Genomic DNA, 17856 nt, shown 5'->3' with positions numbered 1-17856 from the left:
ACCCGACACAGGGACTTCAATCCTTCGTTTATTTCTGGTTAATCTGGGGCCTCCCCCCTCGCGTCCCCCTCCCCTCGTCCGAGCACCCGTTGCGTATGACGCTCAGTCTTGCCGCGCGCCTGACCGCGGCCCTCACCGCCGTGGTTATCGCCCTGACGCTGCTCACCGTGACGGTGATGGGGCTGTCGCTGCGCTCGCGCGTGGAGTCCGAGATGGCCTCCACCCTGACGCGGGATGCGACGCGCTGGCAGGCGCTGCAGGAGCAGGAGCTGCGGGTCCTGGCGGAGCTGGGGCACGTGGCGGTGGCGAACCCCGCGTTCACGCGGGCCTTCACCCAGGGGCGCTCGGAGGCGGCCACCCTGCTGAACGAGCAGCGCGCGCTGCTGGGCGTGGACCTGCTGGTGCTGGTGGGGGTGGACGGGACGGTGATCGCCTCCACGGGTGGGCAGGACCTGCCGGAGCTGCCGGGCCTTCCGAAGGTGGTGCGTCAGCAGGGGCAGGTGCTGCTGCCGGCCACGGGCGCGCCGCTGCTCGCGGTGTCGCAGCCGGTCCTGGTCCAGGGCGCGCCGGTGGGCTTCCTGGTGGTGGGGGAGGAGCTGGGCGCGGAGGACCTGAAGCGGCTGGGCGCGGGGAGCGAGCACCTGGAGGCGCTGCTGCACGTGGGCCCCAAGCTGGTGGCGCAGTCGCTGCACGCGGCCCAGGCGCCGGTGCTGCTGGACGCGAGCCAGGGCGTGACGGACGGCGCCGAGGTGGACGTGGGCGGCGCGTCGCTGCACGTGTCGCGGGTGCAGGTGGGGGAGGGGCTGGAGCTGGTGCTGGCGCGCGGCGCCCAGGCGGAGTGGGCGCGGATGCGCGGCACGCTGATGGCGGTGCTGGGGCTGGGGCTGCTCGTGGCGCTGCTGGCGGGCGGGGGCGTCTTCCTGCTGGTGCGGCGGATGATGGCGCCCCTGGGCGCGCTGACGGCGGCGGCGGCGCGCGTGGTGGCCGAGAGCGACTTCAGCGGCACGCTGGACATCCACTCGCACGACGAGATTGGCCAACTGGCCACGTCCTTCCGGGAGATGATGGCGCGGCTGCGCGCGGTGCTGCTGGCGCTGAAGAACTCCGCGCAGGAGCTGGAGGCGACGGCGCTGGAGCTGGCGAACTCCGCGTCGGACCAGAACCTGGCGGTGACGCGGCAGGCGGCGGCGCTGCACCAGACGCAGATCGCCGCGCGGCAGCTCCAGGAGAGCTCGCGGGCGGCGGCGCAGCGGGCGACGGGCGTGCTGCGCGAGGCGGAGAAGGCGGGCGCGGTGGGGCAGGCGGGCGAGTCCGCGGTGGCGGGCAGCGTGGGCGGGCTCACGCACATCCGCTCTCAGGTGGAGCGCATCTCCAACACGGTGTCGGAGCTGCGGCAGCGCACGCGGCAGGTGGGCGACATCACCGGCACGGTGAAGGACCTGGCGGACCAGTCCAACGTGCTGGCGCTGAACGCGGCCATCGAGGCGGCGCGCAGCGGTGAAGCGGGCCGCGCGTTCGCGGTGGTGGCCCGGCAGATGCGGTCGCTGGCGGACCAGTCCGCGACGGCCACCGCGCGCGTGCAGTCCATCCTGGGAGACATCGGCCGCGCCATCTCCGAGGCGGTGCAGACGAGCGAGGGCGGCACGCGCGAGGTGGAGGGCGGCCTGGACCAGGCGCGCGCGGCGGGAGAGAGCTTGCGTGCGCTGGCCGCGGTCATCCAGAACAACAGCGTGTCCGTGAAGAGCATCGCGGACATGGTGAGCCAGCAGGACGCGGGCATCGCGGAGCTGTTCGCCGCGCTGAGCGACCTGACGCGGCTGGCGGACGAGACGGTGGAGCGCGTGGCCACGAGCGCCGTGGCCGCCGCGCGCCTCACCACCGCGTCCCACGAGGTCACCAACATCGTGGAGCAGTACCGCCTGTGACTCCGGGCGCCCGCGCGAGCCCGCGTCGCCACGACGTGTGCCGGCTCGCGCGGTGAGGCCGGGCGCGCGCTACGCCGCCTCGCCGCCGTCGATGGCGTAGGCCGCGCCGGTGATGGGCGCCGCCGCCTCCGACGCGAGGAAGAGGCACATCGCGGCCACCTCCTCCGGCTGGATGATGCGCCCCATGGCGCTCATCCCGGCCAGGGCCTCGCGCGCCTGCTCCTCGCTGCGTCCCGTCGTCTTCGTAATGGCGGCCGTCGCGCCCGCGAACATGTCCGTCTCCACCCAGCCCGGGTTCACGATGTTCACGGTGACGTTCTTGCGCGCGTACTCCACCGACAGCGCGCGCGTCAGCCCCAGGAGCGCGTGCTTCGACGCGCAGTAGGCGGACGTGTACTTCGCCCCGCGCGTCGCGGTGATGGAGCCGATGTTGATGACGCGGCCGCCGCCCGCCGACGCCATGGCGGGCATCAGCTCGCGGCACAGCACGAACGGCGCCGTCACGTTCACGGCCATCACCTTCGCCAGGTCCGCCGTGGACGTCTTCGTCAGCGGCGCGGACACGGTGATGCCCGCGTTGTTCACCAGCACGCGGGGCGTGCCCGCCGCGAGGACGGTCTTGCACGCCGCGAGCAGCGCGGACTCGTCCGCCACGTCCACCGTGATGGAGCGGATGCGCTCGCCGCCGTCCTTGCGCAGCGACTCCAGCGACTCCGCGGAGCGCGCCAGCGCCCAGACGTCATAGCCCTCGCGCGCGAACGCCAGGGACACCGCGCGGCCAATGCCCCGGCTCGCGCCCGTCACGACCACGGTCTTCGTCGTCTCGTTTGCCATGGCCCGAAAGCATAGAGCCCCGCGCGTGATTCGTACGGAGCGTGCACGACGAAATGCATCAATTGCGCTGCTGGGGACTCTTCAAGACACCCACCACTGCATCGGAGTCCCCTGCATATGAAGACCTTCCACCGTGGCCTGCTGGCCGCTTCCTGCTTCATGTTCATGTCCACGTCCGCACTGGCCGCGGCCCCCACGGGCAAGGCCAATCCGCGCCTCATGGGCACGCGCGCCATCGTCGCGTGCGACGCCGTGGAGAAGTCCTGCGGCGTGGCCAGCATCTCGTTCCCCGCGGGCATCAGCGGCCTGGTGCCCTACGGCCGTCCGGACGTGGCCATCGCCACCATGTTCTACCCGTCGGTGGACGACGCCGAGGCGGTCCTCGCGCGCGTCGACGCGGGCAACACGGCCCAGCAGGCGGTGGACTACGTGTTCAGCGTGGATCCGTACGCGGACTACCGGCAGCTCGCCGTGGTGAAGCTCAACCCCAACGGCACCATCACCGTGGGCCAGCAGACCGGCGCGCAGAACGCCCCGCAGCGCTGCGCGGTGAAGGGCGCCAACTTCGTGGTGCAGGCCAACAACCAGACCACCGCCACCATCTGCGCCGCGATGGCCACGGGCTTCCAGCAGGCCCAGGGCAGCCTGCCGCAGCGGCTGCTCGCGTCGCTCAAGGCGGGGGCCGCCGTGGGCCGCGACAACAACGGTGAGCGCTCGGGCGTCATCCGCGTCTGGACCTCGGAGAACGAGTCGACCTTCTACACGAAGGTGCTCGCGGACGCGGTCGTGCACACCAGCCGGACCGCGCTGAAGGACCTGGAGGTGGAGATGAACCGCTACCAGGCGAGCATCGCCGCGCCGTACGCGTCGGACCTCATCCCGCTCGACGCGGAGACGGCGAGGGTCGTGAAGAAGACGCTGTATGCAGCCGGATACTACAACGGTGTCGTCGACGGGACCTGGAACGACGCCGCTGAAGCGGCGCTGGATGCCTTCAACTGGAACACGCTCTTCTTCCTCAAGCCCACCGTGGTGGTGAACGGCCAGCGGAAGATCGACGCCCCGTTGGTCAACTACCTGCGCAACGTGGACCCGAAGGCGCTCGTGCTCGGAGGGGAATGAACATGAAGACCTACCATCGTGGTTTGCTGACCGCTTCCTGTCTGCTGTTCGCGTCCACGTCCGCGCTGGCCGCCGCGCCCGCCGGCATCAACCCGCGCATCCTCGGCACGCGCGCCATCGTCGCGTGTGACGCCGTGGAGAAGTCCTGCGGCGTGGCCAGCATCTCGTTCCCCTCGGGCATCAGCGGCCTGGTGCCCTATGGCCGCCCGGACGTGGCGGTGGCCAGCATGTTCTACCCCTCGGTGGATGACGCCGAGGCAGTCATCGCCCGCACCGACGCGGGCGACACGGCGCAGGCGGCCATCGACTACGTTTTCACCGTGGATCCGTACGCGGACTACCGGCAGCTCGCCGCGGTGAAGCTCAACGCCGACGGCACCATCACGGTGGGGCAGCAGACGGGCGCGGAGAGCGCGCTCCAGCGCTGCGCGGTGAAGGGCGCCACGTTCGTGGTGCAGGCCAACAACCAGACCACCGCCACCATGTGTGACGCCATGGCCACGGGCTTCCAGAAGGCCACGGGCAGCCTGCCGCAGCGGCTGCTCGCGTCGCTCAAGGCGGGGGCCCGGGTGGGCGGCGACAACAACGGCGAGCGCTCGGGCGTCATCCGCGTCTGGAGCTCGGAGAACGAAGCGGTCTTCTACACGAAGGTGCTCGCGGACGCGGTCGTGCACGGCAGCCGGAACGCGCTGCGCGAGCTGGACGTGGAGATGAACCGCTACCAGGCGGGTGTCGCGGCGCCGTACGCGTCGGACCTCATCCCGTTGGACAAGGAGACGACGAAGGTCGTGAAGCGCGTGCTGCACAAGCTGGGGTACTACCGGGGCCGCATGGACAGCACCTGGAACGACGCCGCCGAGCAGGCGCTGTATGACTTCAACTGGAACAACAGCTTCTTCCTCAAGCCCACCGTGCTGGTGGACGGTCAGCGGAAGATTGACGGTCCGCTGGTCAACTTCCTGCGTGACGCGGACCTGGAAGCGCTCGCGCCCGCGAAGCACTGAGGCTCCGGTGGTTTGACGGCTCCCGCATGGCGACGTTAAGCAAGTCGCCATGCCCCGCGCCGACATCACCGACCTGTTCCGCATCGACGACCTGCTGTCCGCCGAGGAGAAGGCCGCCCGCGACGCGGTGGCCCGCTTCGTGGACTCGGAGGTGCTGCCCATCATCGGCAAGCACTTCCGCGATGGCACCTTCCCCGCGCACCTCATCCCGGGGCTGGCGGAGCTGGGCGTGCTGGGCGCGAACCTCCAGGGCTACGGCTGCGCGGGCATGAACACCGTCAGCTACGGCCTGGTGTTGCAGGAGCTGGAGCGCGGTGACTCCGGCCTGCGCAGCTTCGCGTCCGTGCAGGGCTCGCTGTGCATGTTCCCCATCCACGCGTACGGCAGCGAGGAGCAGAAGACGCGCTTCCTGCCCGGCATGGCGAAGGGACAGCTCATCGGCTGCTTCGGCCTCACCGAGCCCGACTTCGGCTCCAACCCCGGCGGCATGCGCGCCCGCGCGCGCAAGGATGGGGACACCTGGGTGCTCAACGGCACCAAGGCGTGGATTACGAACGGCTCCATCGCGGACGTCGCGGTGGTGTGGGCCAAGACGGAGGACGGCGGCCCGGAGTCCGTGCGCGGCTTCCTGGTGGAGAAGGGGATGCCCGGCTTCAGCGCGCGGGAGATTCCCGGCAAGTTCTCCCTGCGCGCGTCACGCACCAGCGAGCTGTCCTTCCAGGACGTGCGCGTGCCGGACCGCAACGTGCTGCCCGGCGTCGTGGGCCTCAAGGGGCCGCTGTCGTGTCTCAACAACGCCCGCGCGGGCATCGCGTTCGCGGTGACGGGCGCGGCCATCGCGTGCTTCGAGGGCGCGCGCGAGTACGCGCTGTCCCGCACGCAGTTCGACGGCAAGTCCATCGCCGGCTACCAGCTCACGCAGGAGAAGCTGGCGGACATGCTCCAGGAGATTGTGAAGGCGCAGCTGTTGAGCCTGCGGCTCGCGCGCCTCAAGGACGAGGGCAGGAGCAGTCCCGTGATGGTGAGCCTGGCCAAGCGCAACAACGTGAAGAGCGCGCTCGACATCGCGCGCGTGGCCCGGAGCATCTACGGCGCCAACGGCATCACGGACGACTACCCGCCCGTGCGCCACATGCTGAATCTGGAGAGCGTCTTCACCTACGAGGGCACCCACGAGGTGCACACGCTGGTGCTGGGCAAGGCCATCACCGGCATCGACGCGTTCGGCTGACCCGAGCGCGGAGCCCTGTGGTGGAAGCCGCGCCTCCCCTCGCTCCCGGATGGGAAGGAGGGGAGGGCACGGGAAGGAACGTCAGGACTGGGTGCCGCCTTCGCCTGTCGGCTCGCCCGAAGGCTCGGACGACAGCTCGCCAGCCGGGGCCTCGGAGGACTCGCCGCCCTCCTCGGAACCCTCCGCGGAGGCCTCGGGCTCGTCAGGCGTCTCCGTGGCGGTACCGGAGGCCTCGGCGGCCTGCTGCGCCTTGAGCTCCTCGTCGTTCATGAAGCCGACGGGGTTCTCCTTGCGGTTGAAGAAGCGCACGGCCTTGGCGGACAGCGCGTACATCTGCTCGGCCACGGAGGCGGGCACCAGCGAGTGCTCGATCTGCGCGGGCTCCGGACGCTCCACCACGCCCAGCTCGCCGTCCTCCAGTTGCTTGGCCTGCGCGGGGCTCAGCTCCATGCGGCGCAGCTTTCCCTTGCGCGTCATGAAGTAGAACGCCGTCTCGCCGGCCTCCTGGGGCACCTGGGCGCCCAGCACCAGCTCGCGCAGGGCGCGGTCCAGCTCCACCTGCTTCTTGGACTCGGCGCGCTGGTAGGCCTTGGAGCCCGGCATGGGCGGCAGCTTCGGGATGGGCTTCTCCGCGGCGGGCGCACCCGGACGCGAGCCCGCGCCGAAGCCGCCCTGGGGACCCCGGAAGCCTCCGCCCTGGCGCGGCGGACCGCCGGCACCCTGACGCGGGGGACCTCCGGCGCCGCGCGGCGGACCGCCACCGCCCTCACGGCGCGGCGGACCTCCGCGGTCGTCGCGGCGCGGCGGGCCTCCGGCTGTCCGATTCTCATCACGTCCCCGAGGCGCCGGGGCGCGTGGAGCGCTCCCCCGGTTGTCCTCCTGGCGCCGTGGCGCCGAGGGCGCAGCGTCGGACTTCTTGGCCTGCTCCTCGGAGACGAGGCCCGCTTTCAACAACTTGTCTCGCAGGTTCTGCATGGGTTGGGCGTTCTATCCCTTGCACGGCCGCACGCAAGCCACCGCTTGCCGCTCATGTCCCCCCCACGTAACTTGCCGCCCCCGCCGTCCTGGTCGTGGAGGTTCCGTGAGAAGTCTGACGAAGTCCGCCGCCCTCGCCCTGGTCCTGGCAGCCGCCGGCTGCTCCGACCCCGTCGACAAGGCGGCCAAGGCCCGCATCTTCTCGCCGGAGGACCCGCCGAAGGTGGTGGCCTCGGCGAAGGAGAAGCTGCCGCCGGAGGACGTCGCGGACAACCCCCAGGTGTCCCGCCGCATCCTGGGCATGGACGCCGCGGAGGTGACCGAGCGGCTGGGCCCGCACTTCTTCCAGTCCACCCTCAGCTACGAGTGGGCCGGCCCCAGCGGCAACAACCCCGTGAAGCTCACGGAGACGCGCTCCTTCCGCGCGGGCCCCGGCGGCGTCAACGGCGACTTCCACGGCATCCTGGAGAACTCGCGCGACCAGGGCCTGGAGGTGATGCGCGTGAAGGGCCAGGTCTTCGCCCGCAACCGCTACGGCCCGTACCGCCAGCGCCTGCGCGACCGCGGCATGGCCGAGCGCACCCGCACGGAGCTGACGGGCGCCATCCGCGACTTCGACAGCCTCTTCCAGGGCCGCATCAAGCTCACCCCCGCGGGCACCGTCACCCACGAGGGGCGCACCGCGTGGAAGTACAACGTCTCCCTGGGCGCGCCCCAGGAGGGCGGAGCGCCCAAGAAGATGCCCGCCGCCTTCTCGCCCAAGAACGCGGACGAGACGACGAAGCGCCGCGCCAACTTCTTCGCGCACCGGCTGCCGCGCTCGCTGGAGGGCGAGGTGCTGGTGGACTCGGCCACCTCCGTCGTCCTCAAGGCCCGGCTGGATGGGCGCATCGGCGTGCCCCAGGAGAAGACCCCGGAGGCCGCCGAGCTGCGCATGACGCTGGAGTCCAGCCTGACGGAGATTGGCAAGGACCCGCAGCTGCAGCCGCCGCAGGACTTCCTGCCGGACGCGGACAAGCCCCAGGGCATCGCGGACGCGCTGGACCACTTCGGCATCCCGCGCACCAAGCCGGGGGACTCGCCCGCCACCCCGGGCGCCACGCCCGGCGCCGCCGACCCGGAAGACGAGGGCGAGGGCAACTGACGTCCGTCCCACGCCTCCTGACCGTTGGAAGCCCCACGGCTTCACGGCGGGAGGTGCCGTCCCTGTGAGGCTGTGACGGCCGTGTCCTGCACGGGGCCGCCGTCACCTCCGGGGCCTTCCCGCAAGTGCTTGAAGCGGCTGGGGAACCCCCCTGGCCCTGGCCTTGCTCTGGGGGAGGGGCATGTTCCGCTCCGCCCCCCTCCTGGTGTGTGCCGGGCTCGTGCTCCTGACGACCCCGGCCCTCGCCGAACCCGCCCGCAACCTGGGCATCACCGTCGCGCCGCTGGGGGCCTACGTCCTCAAGGGCGATGCGGAGCGCACCGTGGGCTACAGCGCGGGCCTGGGCTGGGCGTACCGCAAGCCGGGGGCGGTGCTGGAGGTGGGCGGGCACCTGGCGTCCAGCCGGCAGCTGACGGAGGTGACGCCCATGTCCGTGCGCGTGGTGCCCCTGGGGGACACCCGGGTGCGGCCCTTCCTGGGCGTGGGGGCCAGCCTGCTGGTGCCCCACTCCCGCCCCCAGCCCGTGGGCCCGGACGCGCTGGGCAGCCGCGTGCTCCAGGTGGGCTTCGAGCTGTGCGGCGGCGTGGGGCTGGAGCTGGGGGAGAACCTCTTCCTTTCCGCCGAGGCGCGCTACCAGAACTTCTCCGCCAGCCAGAACCCCTTCGCGGGCCAGCGGCAGCACCTGCGCTCCACGTTCCTGGGGCTGGGGATGCACCTGTAGCTGTAGCGGCCGGGGCGGGTCGCTACAGACTGGAAGCGCCCTGTTGGAAGAAATTTTGACGGCCCTCTTGCGTCCTCTACAATCCTCGTCGGTTGCGGCCCAGACGCATCTGACATGCTCGGGTGTTCAGGCGTGCACAACGAAGGGAGCGGAGATGGAGCGCAAGGTCGGAAGTAGCACGTTGACCGCGAAAGAGGTCAAGGCGGCGCTGGAGAAGTCCACCACGCTGACGGCCGAGGAGGAGAAGGCCCTGCGCATGCGCCACGGCGCGGGCGCCCCCAGCAAGAGCGCGCCGCTGCCCCGCGCCGCGGGTGCCAACGCGGAGCTCGCGGATGAGCTGCTCGTCATCGAGATGCAGCTGATGAAGGCGATGCGCGCGCGCACCGGCCAGACGCGCACGGCGGCCAACGCCTCCAAGGCGCCCGCCGCGGTCCGCACCCGCGAGGCTCCGGCCAACGCGGCGAAGGACAAGATCGTCCGCGCGCTGCGCGCCAAGAAGAAGTAGGGGCCGTTTCCCCTACTGGTTGAGGATGGCCACGAGGCGCGCTCCCGCCTCGGGCAGCGCCAGCGGCGTGCCCGAGACCTCCGTGGCCAGTCCCTCCGCGTCCGCGGCGCCGCCGCGCGCGAAGAGCCCCTTGAGCCAGGTGAAGGCGGCGGGGTTGCGCCAGAAGTCCTCGTTGAACCGCTCCAAGAGGTGCGCGGTGAGCCGGGTCTCCAGGGCCCAGGCCCGCAGGTAGCGGGTGACGTAGAGCTGCGAGTCCACGTCATGCAGGAAGAAGCCCGGGTGCGGCTGCGCGAAGAGGGCGCGGCGCTGGCCGTCGGCGTACTCGTCCGCGCGGTCGGCGGAGGCGCCCTTGGTGGAGAGGGACAGCTCGTAGGACAGCTTCGCGCAGTGGCGGCGCAGCACGGCCAGGGCCTGGAAGGCGCCCATGCGCACGACGTCCTTCGTCGTGCCGGACGGCAGGCCCAGGTAGCGCTTGAGCCAGGGTGGGGACAGGAGCAGCCGCTCGAAGGTGGCGGCGTAGGCTTCCGTGACGGAGGCGTCCCCCAGCCGGCGCAGCTCCATGGGCGCGTCCTCGTCCACGTGGGCCAGGTGCCACGCGTGGCCCAGCTCATGGAGCAGGTCGCCCAGCGCGTCCATGCCGCTGCGCGGCTGGAGGACCAGGCGGATTTCGTGGGGCACGCGCACGGCGGCGACGAAGGGGCGTGACGCCTTGCCGGGGCGGGCCTCGTCGTCCAGGCGGATGCGGCCGCCGGCCTCGGGGTGCTGTCCCCAGTCGGACAGCCAGCGCATCACGGCGGGGACGGTGTCCTCGCGGCGGAAGTGCGCATCCAGCCATGGGGCGCGCAGGCCGTGCTGCACGTCGTGGCGCCGCGCCTCGCCGCCGGGCAGCGGGCGCAGGGTGGGCTCCAGCTTGCGCAGCACGTAGGCCAGCACGTCGCGGTAGGCGTCCTCGGTGCGCTTGAGGGTCTCCTCGGCGGCCACGGCGAGCTTGCCCGCGTCGATGCCGGTGACGTCCTGGCGCAGGGTGGGGTAGTCCGGGAAGCCCAGCACCTCCGCGGCCTGGAGGGTGGCGTCGCGCCGGTCTCCGTACGGGCCTCGGTTCTCCCAGAGGAAGTTGCCGGCGCCGCGCTCCAGGAGGGCGCGGCGGGCGCGGCTGGATTCGCGCGGAATCTGCGACAGGGCCTGGGCCAGCGACAGCGTCGTGTCGTCGGCGGGGATGTGCGAGCGGGCCTCCAGCGCGACGACGGCGTCCGCCGCGCGCAGGGCCAGCGACTCCTCCACCTGGGTGGCGATGAGCTCGCGCACGAGCGTGATGCGGCGGACGGCGACGGGGTCGTCCTTGCCCTTCGCGCGGGCCAGCGCCTCGTTGGCGGCGGCGAAGGTCTCTGGCGAGGACAGCTCCGGGAAGGAGGCGTACAGGCGCGCGACGGGGAGGTCCGGGGAGAGTCCGGCGCCGTAGCGGTACTGGAGGGTGGCCAGCTCGGCGAGGAAATCATCCAGCCGCGACCGGACGGAGAGCAGGGGACGGTCCATGGCGGCGCGGAAGGTAACAGGAAGCCCGCGTCAGGGCAGGGACCGCGCGCATAGAGTGTCCGGCCATGTCCTCCCCCTGCGCTGCCCGGCCGCATGCCCCCCTGGAGTCCCCCACCGACGGGGACCTCGCGTGGGCGGGCGGGGAGGGCGGGCGATGAAGCGCCGGACGTTCCGGGCGGAGGGGGCGCACGCCGGGCGTGTGCTGGTGGAGGCGGTGGCGGCGGAGCTGGGGCTGCCGGCGGCGGACGTACGGCGGCTGGTGGACGTGGGCGCCGTGTACGTGGCGGGGCGTCGCGCGCGGGACGGGGCGGTGCGGCTTCAGCCTGCGCAGGTGGTGACGGTGGTGCTGGAGGAGGCGGGGCAGAGCCCCCTGGAGGCCGCGAAGCCGGCGGCCCCGTTGCGCGTGCTGTTCGAGGACGCGGACGTCATCGCGGTGGACAAGCCCGCGGGCCTGAACGCGCAGCCCACGGAAGGGCGCGTGGGCGGAAGCCTCGTGGACATGGTGAGCGAGCACCTGGGACGGCAGGCGGGGCTGGTGCACCGGCTGGACCGGGAGACCTCCGGGGTGACGGTGTTCGGCAAGACGGCCGCCGCGACCTCCGCGCTGGCGGAGGCGTTCCGCGAGGGCACCGCGCGCAAGCGCTACCTCGCGGCGACGGGACCGGGGCTTCCCTCGGGCGGGACGGTGGACCTGCCCCTGTCGAAGGACCCGTCCCGGCCGGGGCGCTGGCGGGCGACCCGCGCGGCCAACGGCGTGCCCGCGTGGACGGACTACCGCACGCTGTTCGCGGGCGACGCGTTCTGCCTGGTGGAGCTGCTGCCCCGGACGGGCCGCACGCACCAGCTCCGGGCGCACCTGACGGCGCTGGGGACTCCCATCCTGGGCGACGCGCGCTATGGCGGCGCGGGGACCGCTGGAAGCCTGACGGCGCCGCGCTGCCTGCTGCACGCGCACGCGCTGGAGCTGGGCCATCCGCGCACGGGCCGGCCGCTGCGGCTGGAGGCGCTGGTGCCGGACGACCTGCGGGCCTTCTTCGACGCGGCGGGGGTGGGCATTCCGGAGGGGGCCATCGGGGCGGCGGCCGCTCCCTGAGCACCTGGAACCTCCGGGACCCTTCGGGGGAGCGGACAGGGTGCCCCCGTCGCGCGCATCGTGTGTAGACTGGGGGCTTCATGGGTGGCGGGAGACACGGCAAGGGCCCAGGGGCGCCGGAGCCCTCCCTTCGCGGACCGGGGATGGGTTCGCGAGGCGAGGACGTGCGAGGCGCGGAGGCCCAGGTCTGCCGGGATGCCGCTCGGTTGCTCCGGGAGGGGCAGGCGGCGCGGGCGTATTCCGGCCTGGTGTCCGCCAGCCGGTCCCTGCCGATGACGCCCCGGCTCGCGGCGGTGCTGGTCCGGTGCGCGCTGCGGGCGGGCACGGAGCGCGCGGTCATCACCCTGCTGGACGCGGCGATGGTGACGGAGCGGGGCGAGGTGCGCCGCGAGGTCCGCCGGCAGCTGTCGCGGGTGTTGCGGCGCACGGGGCAGGAGGCGCGAGCGGCGGCGGTGCTCAACGGCTTGTTGATGGACGCGCCCGACGACGCCAGGGCCCGCTTCGTGCTCGACGTGCTGCGTGAGCGGGTGGCGAAGGCGAAGGACGCACCGTCGCAGCGGCCGCCCCTGGAGGACGAGGAGTCCCGGACGAAGACCGTGGAGGTGTCCGCGCTGGCGCTGTCGGATCCGGAGCTGGGGAACACGGTGGTGGAGATGCCGGTGGTGCAGGCGCCGCCAGCCCGGGTTCCGAGAGCCGACACGGTGCAGGTCCCGCTGGGAGAGTGGGCCGGGCTGGGACAGCCGGCGTCGCGAGGACCGGAGTTCCCCTGGGATGACGAAGGCCCAGGCAAGGCCCGGGTAGCGACGCCGCCGCGAGGGGCGAGGTCCGTTCCGGAGCCGGAGCGTCCGCGGGCGCAGAGCGAGGGCAACGAGGCATCTGGGGAGCGGGCGTCTGTTGAACCGTCGAGTGCCCTGCCGTCCGTTGATGCGACGTCGAAGTCCGAGGCGGAGAGCGCTTCGGCCGTGAGCGTGTCGTCGCCCGTGGATGCGACGCCGAAGGCAGAGAGCGGCACTGCGGCGGATGCGTCCCAGACGCCTTCGAGTGCTGTCGTGGCATCGGATGCAGCACGGGCAGCTTCAAGTGCTGTCGCTGCATCGGATGCGGCACAGGCGCCTGAAAGCGCTGCGGACGTATCAAGCGCGTCGGCATCCGCGGAGACTGAGCGCGGCGCTACGGCGTCGATCAATGCCTCGTCCGCGAACGCAGTGGAGCTGTCTGAGCGCGGCATTGCGGCGTCGTTTGCCACCGCTGCGGACCAGCCTGCGAGTAGCGACACAGCATCAGGCGCGGCGCCGTCCACGGATGTGCCTGCGCACGTCATCGCAGCGCTAAGCACCTTGCTGTTGTCAGACGAGACACGGACTGCGGTGCCACAGGCACCCGAGCACGTGGCTGCGACCACGGACACAGCGGCAGCGTCCGAATCAAAGGCTGTCGAGGCAACGACAGAAGCAGCGCAAACGCCCGAGCCGAAGTCCGTTGCCGCGCCGAACGCGCCTCCGTTGTTCGAGTCGACGCAGGTCTTCGGCAAGAAGCTCGAAGAAGAAGCGAAGCCCGCGCCCGACGAGTCCACAGCGGAGCGGATGCCGCCGCGCCCGCTGGTGTCGGTGCTGGTCCCGGGCGCTCCTCCGTCCAAGGCTTTCGACGCGGACGAATCAACGTCGGAGATGCTCCTTCCGCCGCGTCCGGCCGAAGCACAGGCGAAGGACTCCAGCGAGAACGCGGCATCCGAAGACCTCCACCCGCGTCAGTCCGAGCCAGCCGGAGCGCAAGCAAGGCCATCCGGCGAAGACGCATCGGCGTCGAAGAAGACGTCTCCCCGTCAGCCGGATGCGGTGCTGGTCCCTGGCGGTCCCTCGAAGGGCTTCGACGCGGACAAGGCGACGTCGGAAGTGATCCCTCCGCGTCCTTCCAGCGGAGTGCTGGTGCCGGGCGCGCCAGCGATGGCGTTCGACGAGGACGAGGCAACCTCGGAGATCATCCCGCCCGAACGTGGCGAAGCAGGGAAGGGCACTTCCGCGTCAGCGCAGTCCCAGGCCGAGAAGCCCACCGCTCCGCGACGGGCCTCCGTGCTGGTTCCCTCCACCGCGAAGCCTGCGTTCGACGAAGAGGAATCGACGTCGGAAGTAGTCTTCCCGCAGCCGGATTCATCCACGCCCCAGGCCCCGGCCGCTGATTCCAAGCGCGACTCCCCGCGACTCCCTGCGGCGAAGCCCCCCGAGCCGAGCCAGGCGCCGGACGCGGCTTCGTCCCTGCGCACCTCGGACGAAGGCTCGGAGCGGGCCTGGTCGCAGCGCCAGGAGGCCCAGCTCATCGCACGCCGTGCGTGGCGCGAGCTGGCGCAGCTGTACCTCAAGCGCGCGGACCGCGCGAAGGACGCACCGGAGCGCGCCGAAGCGCTCACGCGGCTCGCGGAGGTGATGGAGAACGAGCTCCAGGACTCCGCGGGCGCCGCGCGCATGTACCGGGAGATCGTCGAGCTGACCGGCGAGCGCACCGCGTTGCGTGAGCAGGTCCGCCTCCTGTCCCAGCGCGAGGACGCCTCGCTCGTGCGGCGTGCGCTTGATGACGCGATCGCGAGGGCAAGGACGTCGCGAGCCCGGGCCGTGGCCCTGCTGACGCGTGGCGAGCGGCAGCTGAACATGGGCGTCCCCGCGAAGGCGCGCGAGGACTTCGAGGCGGCGGATGCGCTCGTGCCCGGAATGCTGCCGGTGCTCGCGGGGCTCGTGCGCAGTGTCTCCGACGAGGAGCGCTTCGCCCAGGTGGAGCGGCTGCGCGCCGCCTGTGCCGCCGCGCCACGCCGAGCACCGGATCGCCTGGAAGCGCTGCGGGTGCTCGCGCAGACGGCGGAGGAGTCGCTGGGCGACCTGCGCATCGCGCAGTGGGCCTGGGCCGAGGTGCTCGCGGAGAGCCCCGACAACGAACAGCCCCGGGAGCACCTGTTGGCGCTCGCGCGCCGCCTGGGGGACCTGCCCGCGTTGAGCCAGTTGCTGCACGCGCAGCTTGCCCGTGAGCCTCGAGGACCGGCCGCGCGCAAGGCGCACCTGGAGCGGGTCGCCACGCTGGAGGCGATGGGCGACGCGGGCGCGGCCCTGGCGGAGCTGCGCCAGGCCGTGCGCTTCGAGCCGGGGCACAAGGAGGCCTGGCTGTTGCTCGCGGACCGCTGCACGGAGCGTGAGCAGTTTGGCGAGGCCGCCTGGGCGCTGGAGAACGCGGCCACGGCGACGGAGGACGACGAGGAGCGCCAGCGCACGTGGGAGCGGCTCGCGCTCTTCTGCCGCGAGGTGCTGCACAACACCGAGAAGGCCCGCCTCTACGCACGCCGCGCCGAGAGCCTGCGAAAGTCCCGCGAGCAGCGCGCCCGTCCGCCACCGCCCGAGCCCGCGCGTACGGCGCCGCCGCAGAACGTCGGGGTGCCGCCACCGTCGGTGCTCGTGGCTCCGCCGTCAGTGCTCGTGCCGTCGAAGCGCAAGGACTTCGCGGACGAGGTCACGTCCAACACGGACGTCCCCTCGCTGCTCGATGCGGAGGAGGCTGCGGCCGAAGATGCACCGGGCAAGCGTTCATCCCGAGCCAAGGACGGAGCGGCCCGGAAGGCCAAGGCGTCATCCGAAGGGGCCCAGCCGAAGGCCCCATCCGGCCGTCACGTGGGCGCTGCACCGTCGTCCACGGAATCACCTCGGCAGCCGAAGGCACCATCGGGAAGTCATTCACCGGTGGGCAGCGCATCGTCTTCCACGGAAGCACCCCGGCAGCCCAAGGCTCCATCCGGCCGTCACGCCGCCGCAGGTGCTCCCGCATCGAGCGCGGAAGCCTCACGGCAACCCAAGGGACCAGTCGAACAGCACGCTTCCTCAAGCACTGCGACACCGAACGCGGATGCCATCCGCCAGCCCAAGGCACCCTCGGGCCGTCATGCGCCCGTAGGCTCCACGGCGCCGAACACGGACGCCGCCCGCCAGCCCAAGGCACCCTCGGGCCGTCACCCGTCAATCGCAAGCACGTCGCCGGAAGCAGAACCCTCCCGTCGCTCCGCGTCCACGAAGGCGCCCACGGAAAGCCCTGCCTCGCTCGCGGAATCCGCCCCTGCTCCCAGCGGCATGGCGCGGGCCATGAAGCCCGCTCGCGGTGCCGCGAGCGAACCGGCACCCACGCCAGACGACGGCACCTCCGACCGCAAGCAGCGCACCCCGCCTCGCGAAAGCACCACGGCCTTCGGCGCACCGCTCCCCCAGGACGCGGACCTCGAAGCCGCCGTGTCGCGCAAGGCCGCTCCCTCCGAGGACAACGCCTCTCCGGCCGCCCGTGCCCCCAAGAACGCGGGCACGCAGATCCGCGAAGCTCCCTCGCGCTCAGAACGCGTCCCGCGCGCCGGCCACGCGCCCCGGCTCCCGCTGTCCGCCAGCGGCGTGGAACCGCCCGCGCCGCCCCGCGCCCCGCTGTCCGCCAGTGGCGTTGAGCCCCCAGCCCCCGCTCCCCGCGCCATGGCCGGAGCCTCGCGTCCCGTCGCCCCTCCGTCGAAGGGCCGCGGCGCTCCCGAAGCCCCGCCCGACATCCCGCTCCTCAGCCAGATTCCGTCCGAGGACGAAGACGAGGACGCACAGGAACTCGGCGACGGGCCCGTGGAGGCCACGAGCGTCATCGCGTGGGAAGCACCTCCGGGCCGCATGGACCCCGTGCGCCGCATCCACCGCGCCGGCCGTCCCGAGGGCACCTTCGCAGGCCCGGCCCCCACGCGTCCGCCGGCCAGCGGCCGCCCCACCGTCGGCTCCACCGAGACCCGCGAGACGCCCGCCGCCGTCCCGGACGCCGCGCCCCCCGCCGACGCCACCTCCGCGGAGCCCATCGTCTTCAAGCTCGTGCGCGAGCGGCCGCTCGACCCGAAGCCCTATCGCGGCCTCGTGGACCACTTCGACCAGCGCGGCGACGTCACCCGCGCCGCGCTCATGCGCGAGCTCGCGGACGCCCTCGAAGGCCGCGACGTCCCCGCCCCCCGAGTCCAGCGCGGCCCCCTCTCCAACCAGGAGCGCGCCGGCCTGCGCCACCCTGGCCTGCGCACCCCGTCCGGTGAGCTGCTCGCGTGCGTAGGCATCGCGCTGTGCCGGCTGTTCCCGTCGCCCGCGCGCATCGCCAGCACCTCGGAGCCCCTGCGCGCCTCCTCCGGCCCGGGCGCCGCCGCCGTCCTCGACGCGCTCAACGGCGCCGCGCGCCTCCTCGGCGTGCCGCTGCCGGAGCTCGTCGCGGGCGACGACGACACCGCCAACATCACCCCGCTGCACACCACCGCCCCGCGCCTCGTCGTGGGCCGGCTCCTCGTGCAGCAGCCCCCCACGAACGCCGAGCTGCGCTTCCACGCCGGCCGCGCGCTGTTCTCGCTGTCACCGGACCTGCTGGCCCTGCGCGCCCTGCGCAAGGACCACCTGCTGCGCGCGCTCGCGCTCCTGTCCTCCGTCCTCAAGAACCCCAAGGACGCCGGCGACGACGCCCGCGTGGTGCGCGAGTCCCTGTCCCCCAAGGCCCTGGAGCGCGCCGCCCTGCTGATGGAGCCCGGCACCCGCGACTTCGACGCGAGCCTGCTGGTCGCCGCCGCGCGCGACTCCGCCAACCGCGCGGGGCTCGTCGCATGCGGAGGCCCCGGGGCCGCGCTCACCGTCCTGCGCGCCCGCCGCCCCCACGACTCGGAGCTGGAGGAACTGGTCCGCTTCGCCGCCTCCGAGCGCTACCTGGCCCTGCGCGACGCCGCCGAAGCGGGCCGCCCCGCGCGCTGAC

The 17856-nt window shown here is 72.6% G+C and carries 12 protein-coding genes; 9 read left to right on the top strand and 3 right to left on the bottom strand.

The window, feature by feature from the left end; genetic code table 11:
* Nucleotides 1-95 precede the first annotated feature (95 nt).
* The gene (locus tag JYK02_RS15375; RefSeq protein WP_207051750.1) at nt 96-1925 is read left to right on the top strand and encodes a methyl-accepting chemotaxis protein; all 1830 of its coding nucleotides are present in this window, start codon (nt 96-98) and stop codon (nt 1923-1925) included.
* Between the two features lie 69 nt (nt 1926-1994).
* Here the strand turns inward: JYK02_RS15375 and JYK02_RS15370 are convergent, their stop codons facing one another.
* On the bottom strand, nt 1995-2759 hold the full coding sequence (locus tag JYK02_RS15370) for an SDR family NAD(P)-dependent oxidoreductase (RefSeq protein WP_207051748.1): 765 nt from the start codon (nt 2757-2759) through the stop codon (nt 1995-1997).
* A gap of 117 nt (nt 2760-2876) precedes the next feature.
* On the opposite strand from JYK02_RS15370, the gene JYK02_RS15365 reads away from it, so the two are divergent.
* The 3 genes from JYK02_RS15365 to JYK02_RS15355 are packed head-to-tail and all read left to right on the top strand — an operon-like array spanning nt 2877 to nt 6116.
* Entirely contained in the window at nt 2877-3881 is a 1005-nt protein-coding gene (locus JYK02_RS15365; protein ID WP_207051746.1) for a DUF1028 domain-containing protein, read from the top strand.
* 2 nt (nt 3882-3883) lie between these two features.
* A complete protein-coding gene (locus JYK02_RS15360) occupies nt 3884-4885 on the top strand; it encodes a DUF1028 domain-containing protein (RefSeq protein ID WP_207051744.1) in 1002 nt (333 codons plus the stop codon).
* Between the two features lie 49 nt (nt 4886-4934).
* Nucleotides 4935-6116, top strand: a complete 1182-nt coding sequence (locus JYK02_RS15355) for an acyl-CoA dehydrogenase family protein (protein ID WP_207051742.1) — start codon at nt 4935-4937, stop codon at nt 6114-6116.
* An 81-nt stretch (nt 6117-6197) separates the two neighbouring features.
* Here the strand turns inward: JYK02_RS15355 and JYK02_RS15350 are convergent, their stop codons facing one another.
* Complete coding sequence (locus JYK02_RS15350; protein WP_207051740.1) at nt 6198-7091, bottom strand: DUF2058 family protein; 894 nt, start codon at nt 7089-7091, stop codon at nt 6198-6200.
* 106 nt (nt 7092-7197) lie between these two features.
* On the opposite strand from JYK02_RS15350, the gene JYK02_RS15345 reads away from it, so the two are divergent.
* The 3 genes from JYK02_RS15345 to JYK02_RS15335 all read left to right on the top strand — a co-directional run bounded on the left by JYK02_RS15345 (nt 7198) and on the right by JYK02_RS15335 (nt 9461).
* Nucleotides 7198-8235 carry a hypothetical protein gene (locus JYK02_RS15345; RefSeq protein WP_207051738.1) on the top strand — a complete coding sequence of 346 codons (1038 nt, stop codon included), beginning with the start codon at nt 7198-7200 and terminating at the stop codon, nt 8233-8235.
* A 181-nt stretch (nt 8236-8416) separates the two neighbouring features.
* A complete protein-coding gene (locus tag JYK02_RS15340; RefSeq protein WP_207051736.1) occupies nt 8417-8956 on the top strand; it encodes a hypothetical protein in 540 nt (179 codons plus the stop codon).
* 154 nt (nt 8957-9110) lie between these two features.
* Complete coding sequence (locus JYK02_RS15335; protein ID WP_207051734.1) at nt 9111-9461, top strand: hypothetical protein; 351 nt, start codon at nt 9111-9113, stop codon at nt 9459-9461.
* A gap of 12 nt (nt 9462-9473) precedes the next feature.
* On the opposite strand, the gene JYK02_RS15330 is transcribed toward JYK02_RS15335, so the two are convergent.
* Entirely contained in the window at nt 9474-10994 is a 1521-nt protein-coding gene (locus JYK02_RS15330) for a peptidase M3 (RefSeq protein ID WP_207051732.1), read from the bottom strand.
* A gap of 154 nt (nt 10995-11148) precedes the next feature.
* Here JYK02_RS15330 and JYK02_RS15325 point away from each other — a divergent pair, with 154 nt between their 5' ends.
* Nucleotides 11149-12087 (top strand): RluA family pseudouridine synthase, encoded by a 939-nt coding sequence (locus JYK02_RS15325; protein WP_207051730.1) that lies wholly within the window; start codon nt 11149-11151, stop codon nt 12085-12087.
* Between the two features lie 143 nt (nt 12088-12230).
* Nucleotides 12231-17855, top strand: a complete 5625-nt coding sequence (locus JYK02_RS15320) for a hypothetical protein (RefSeq protein ID WP_207051728.1) — start codon at nt 12231-12233, stop codon at nt 17853-17855.
* Nucleotide 17856 lies beyond the last annotated feature (1 nt).

It is taken from the genome of Corallococcus macrosporus (assembly GCF_017302985.1).
In the GTDB taxonomy this organism is placed as follows: Bacteria; Myxococcota; Myxococcia; order Myxococcales; family Myxococcaceae; genus Corallococcus; species Corallococcus macrosporus_A.
The sequence above is the reverse complement of the archived record's forward strand: the minus strand, read 5'-3'. Positions and strand labels throughout refer to the sequence as shown.

Excerpts from the sequence above, each read along its gene's own strand:
- JYK02_RS15375 (WP_207051750.1), top strand. The coding sequence starts at position 96 with ATGACGCTCAGTCTTGCCGCGCGCCTGACCGCGGCCCTCACCGCCGTG.
- JYK02_RS15370 (WP_207051748.1), bottom strand. The coding sequence starts at position 2,759 with ATGGCAAACGAGACGACGAAGACCGTGGTCGTGACGGGCGCGAGCCGG.
- JYK02_RS15365 (WP_207051746.1), top strand. The coding sequence starts at position 2,877 with ATGAAGACCTTCCACCGTGGCCTGCTGGCCGCTTCCTGCTTCATGTTC.
- JYK02_RS15360 (WP_207051744.1), top strand. The coding sequence starts at position 3,884 with ATGAAGACCTACCATCGTGGTTTGCTGACCGCTTCCTGTCTGCTGTTC.
- JYK02_RS15355 (WP_207051742.1), top strand. The coding sequence starts at position 4,935 with ATGCCCCGCGCCGACATCACCGACCTGTTCCGCATCGACGACCTGCTG.
- JYK02_RS15350 (WP_207051740.1), bottom strand. The coding sequence starts at position 7,091 with ATGCAGAACCTGCGAGACAAGTTGTTGAAAGCGGGCCTCGTCTCCGAG.
- JYK02_RS15340 (WP_207051736.1), top strand. The coding sequence starts at position 8,417 with ATGTTCCGCTCCGCCCCCCTCCTGGTGTGTGCCGGGCTCGTGCTCCTG.
- JYK02_RS15335 (WP_207051734.1), top strand. The coding sequence starts at position 9,111 with ATGGAGCGCAAGGTCGGAAGTAGCACGTTGACCGCGAAAGAGGTCAAG.
- JYK02_RS15330 (WP_207051732.1), bottom strand. The coding sequence starts at position 10,994 with ATGGACCGTCCCCTGCTCTCCGTCCGGTCGCGGCTGGATGATTTCCTC.
- JYK02_RS15325 (WP_207051730.1), top strand. The coding sequence starts at position 11,149 with ATGAAGCGCCGGACGTTCCGGGCGGAGGGGGCGCACGCCGGGCGTGTG.
- JYK02_RS15320 (WP_207051728.1), top strand. The coding sequence starts at position 12,231 with ATGGGTTCGCGAGGCGAGGACGTGCGAGGCGCGGAGGCCCAGGTCTGC.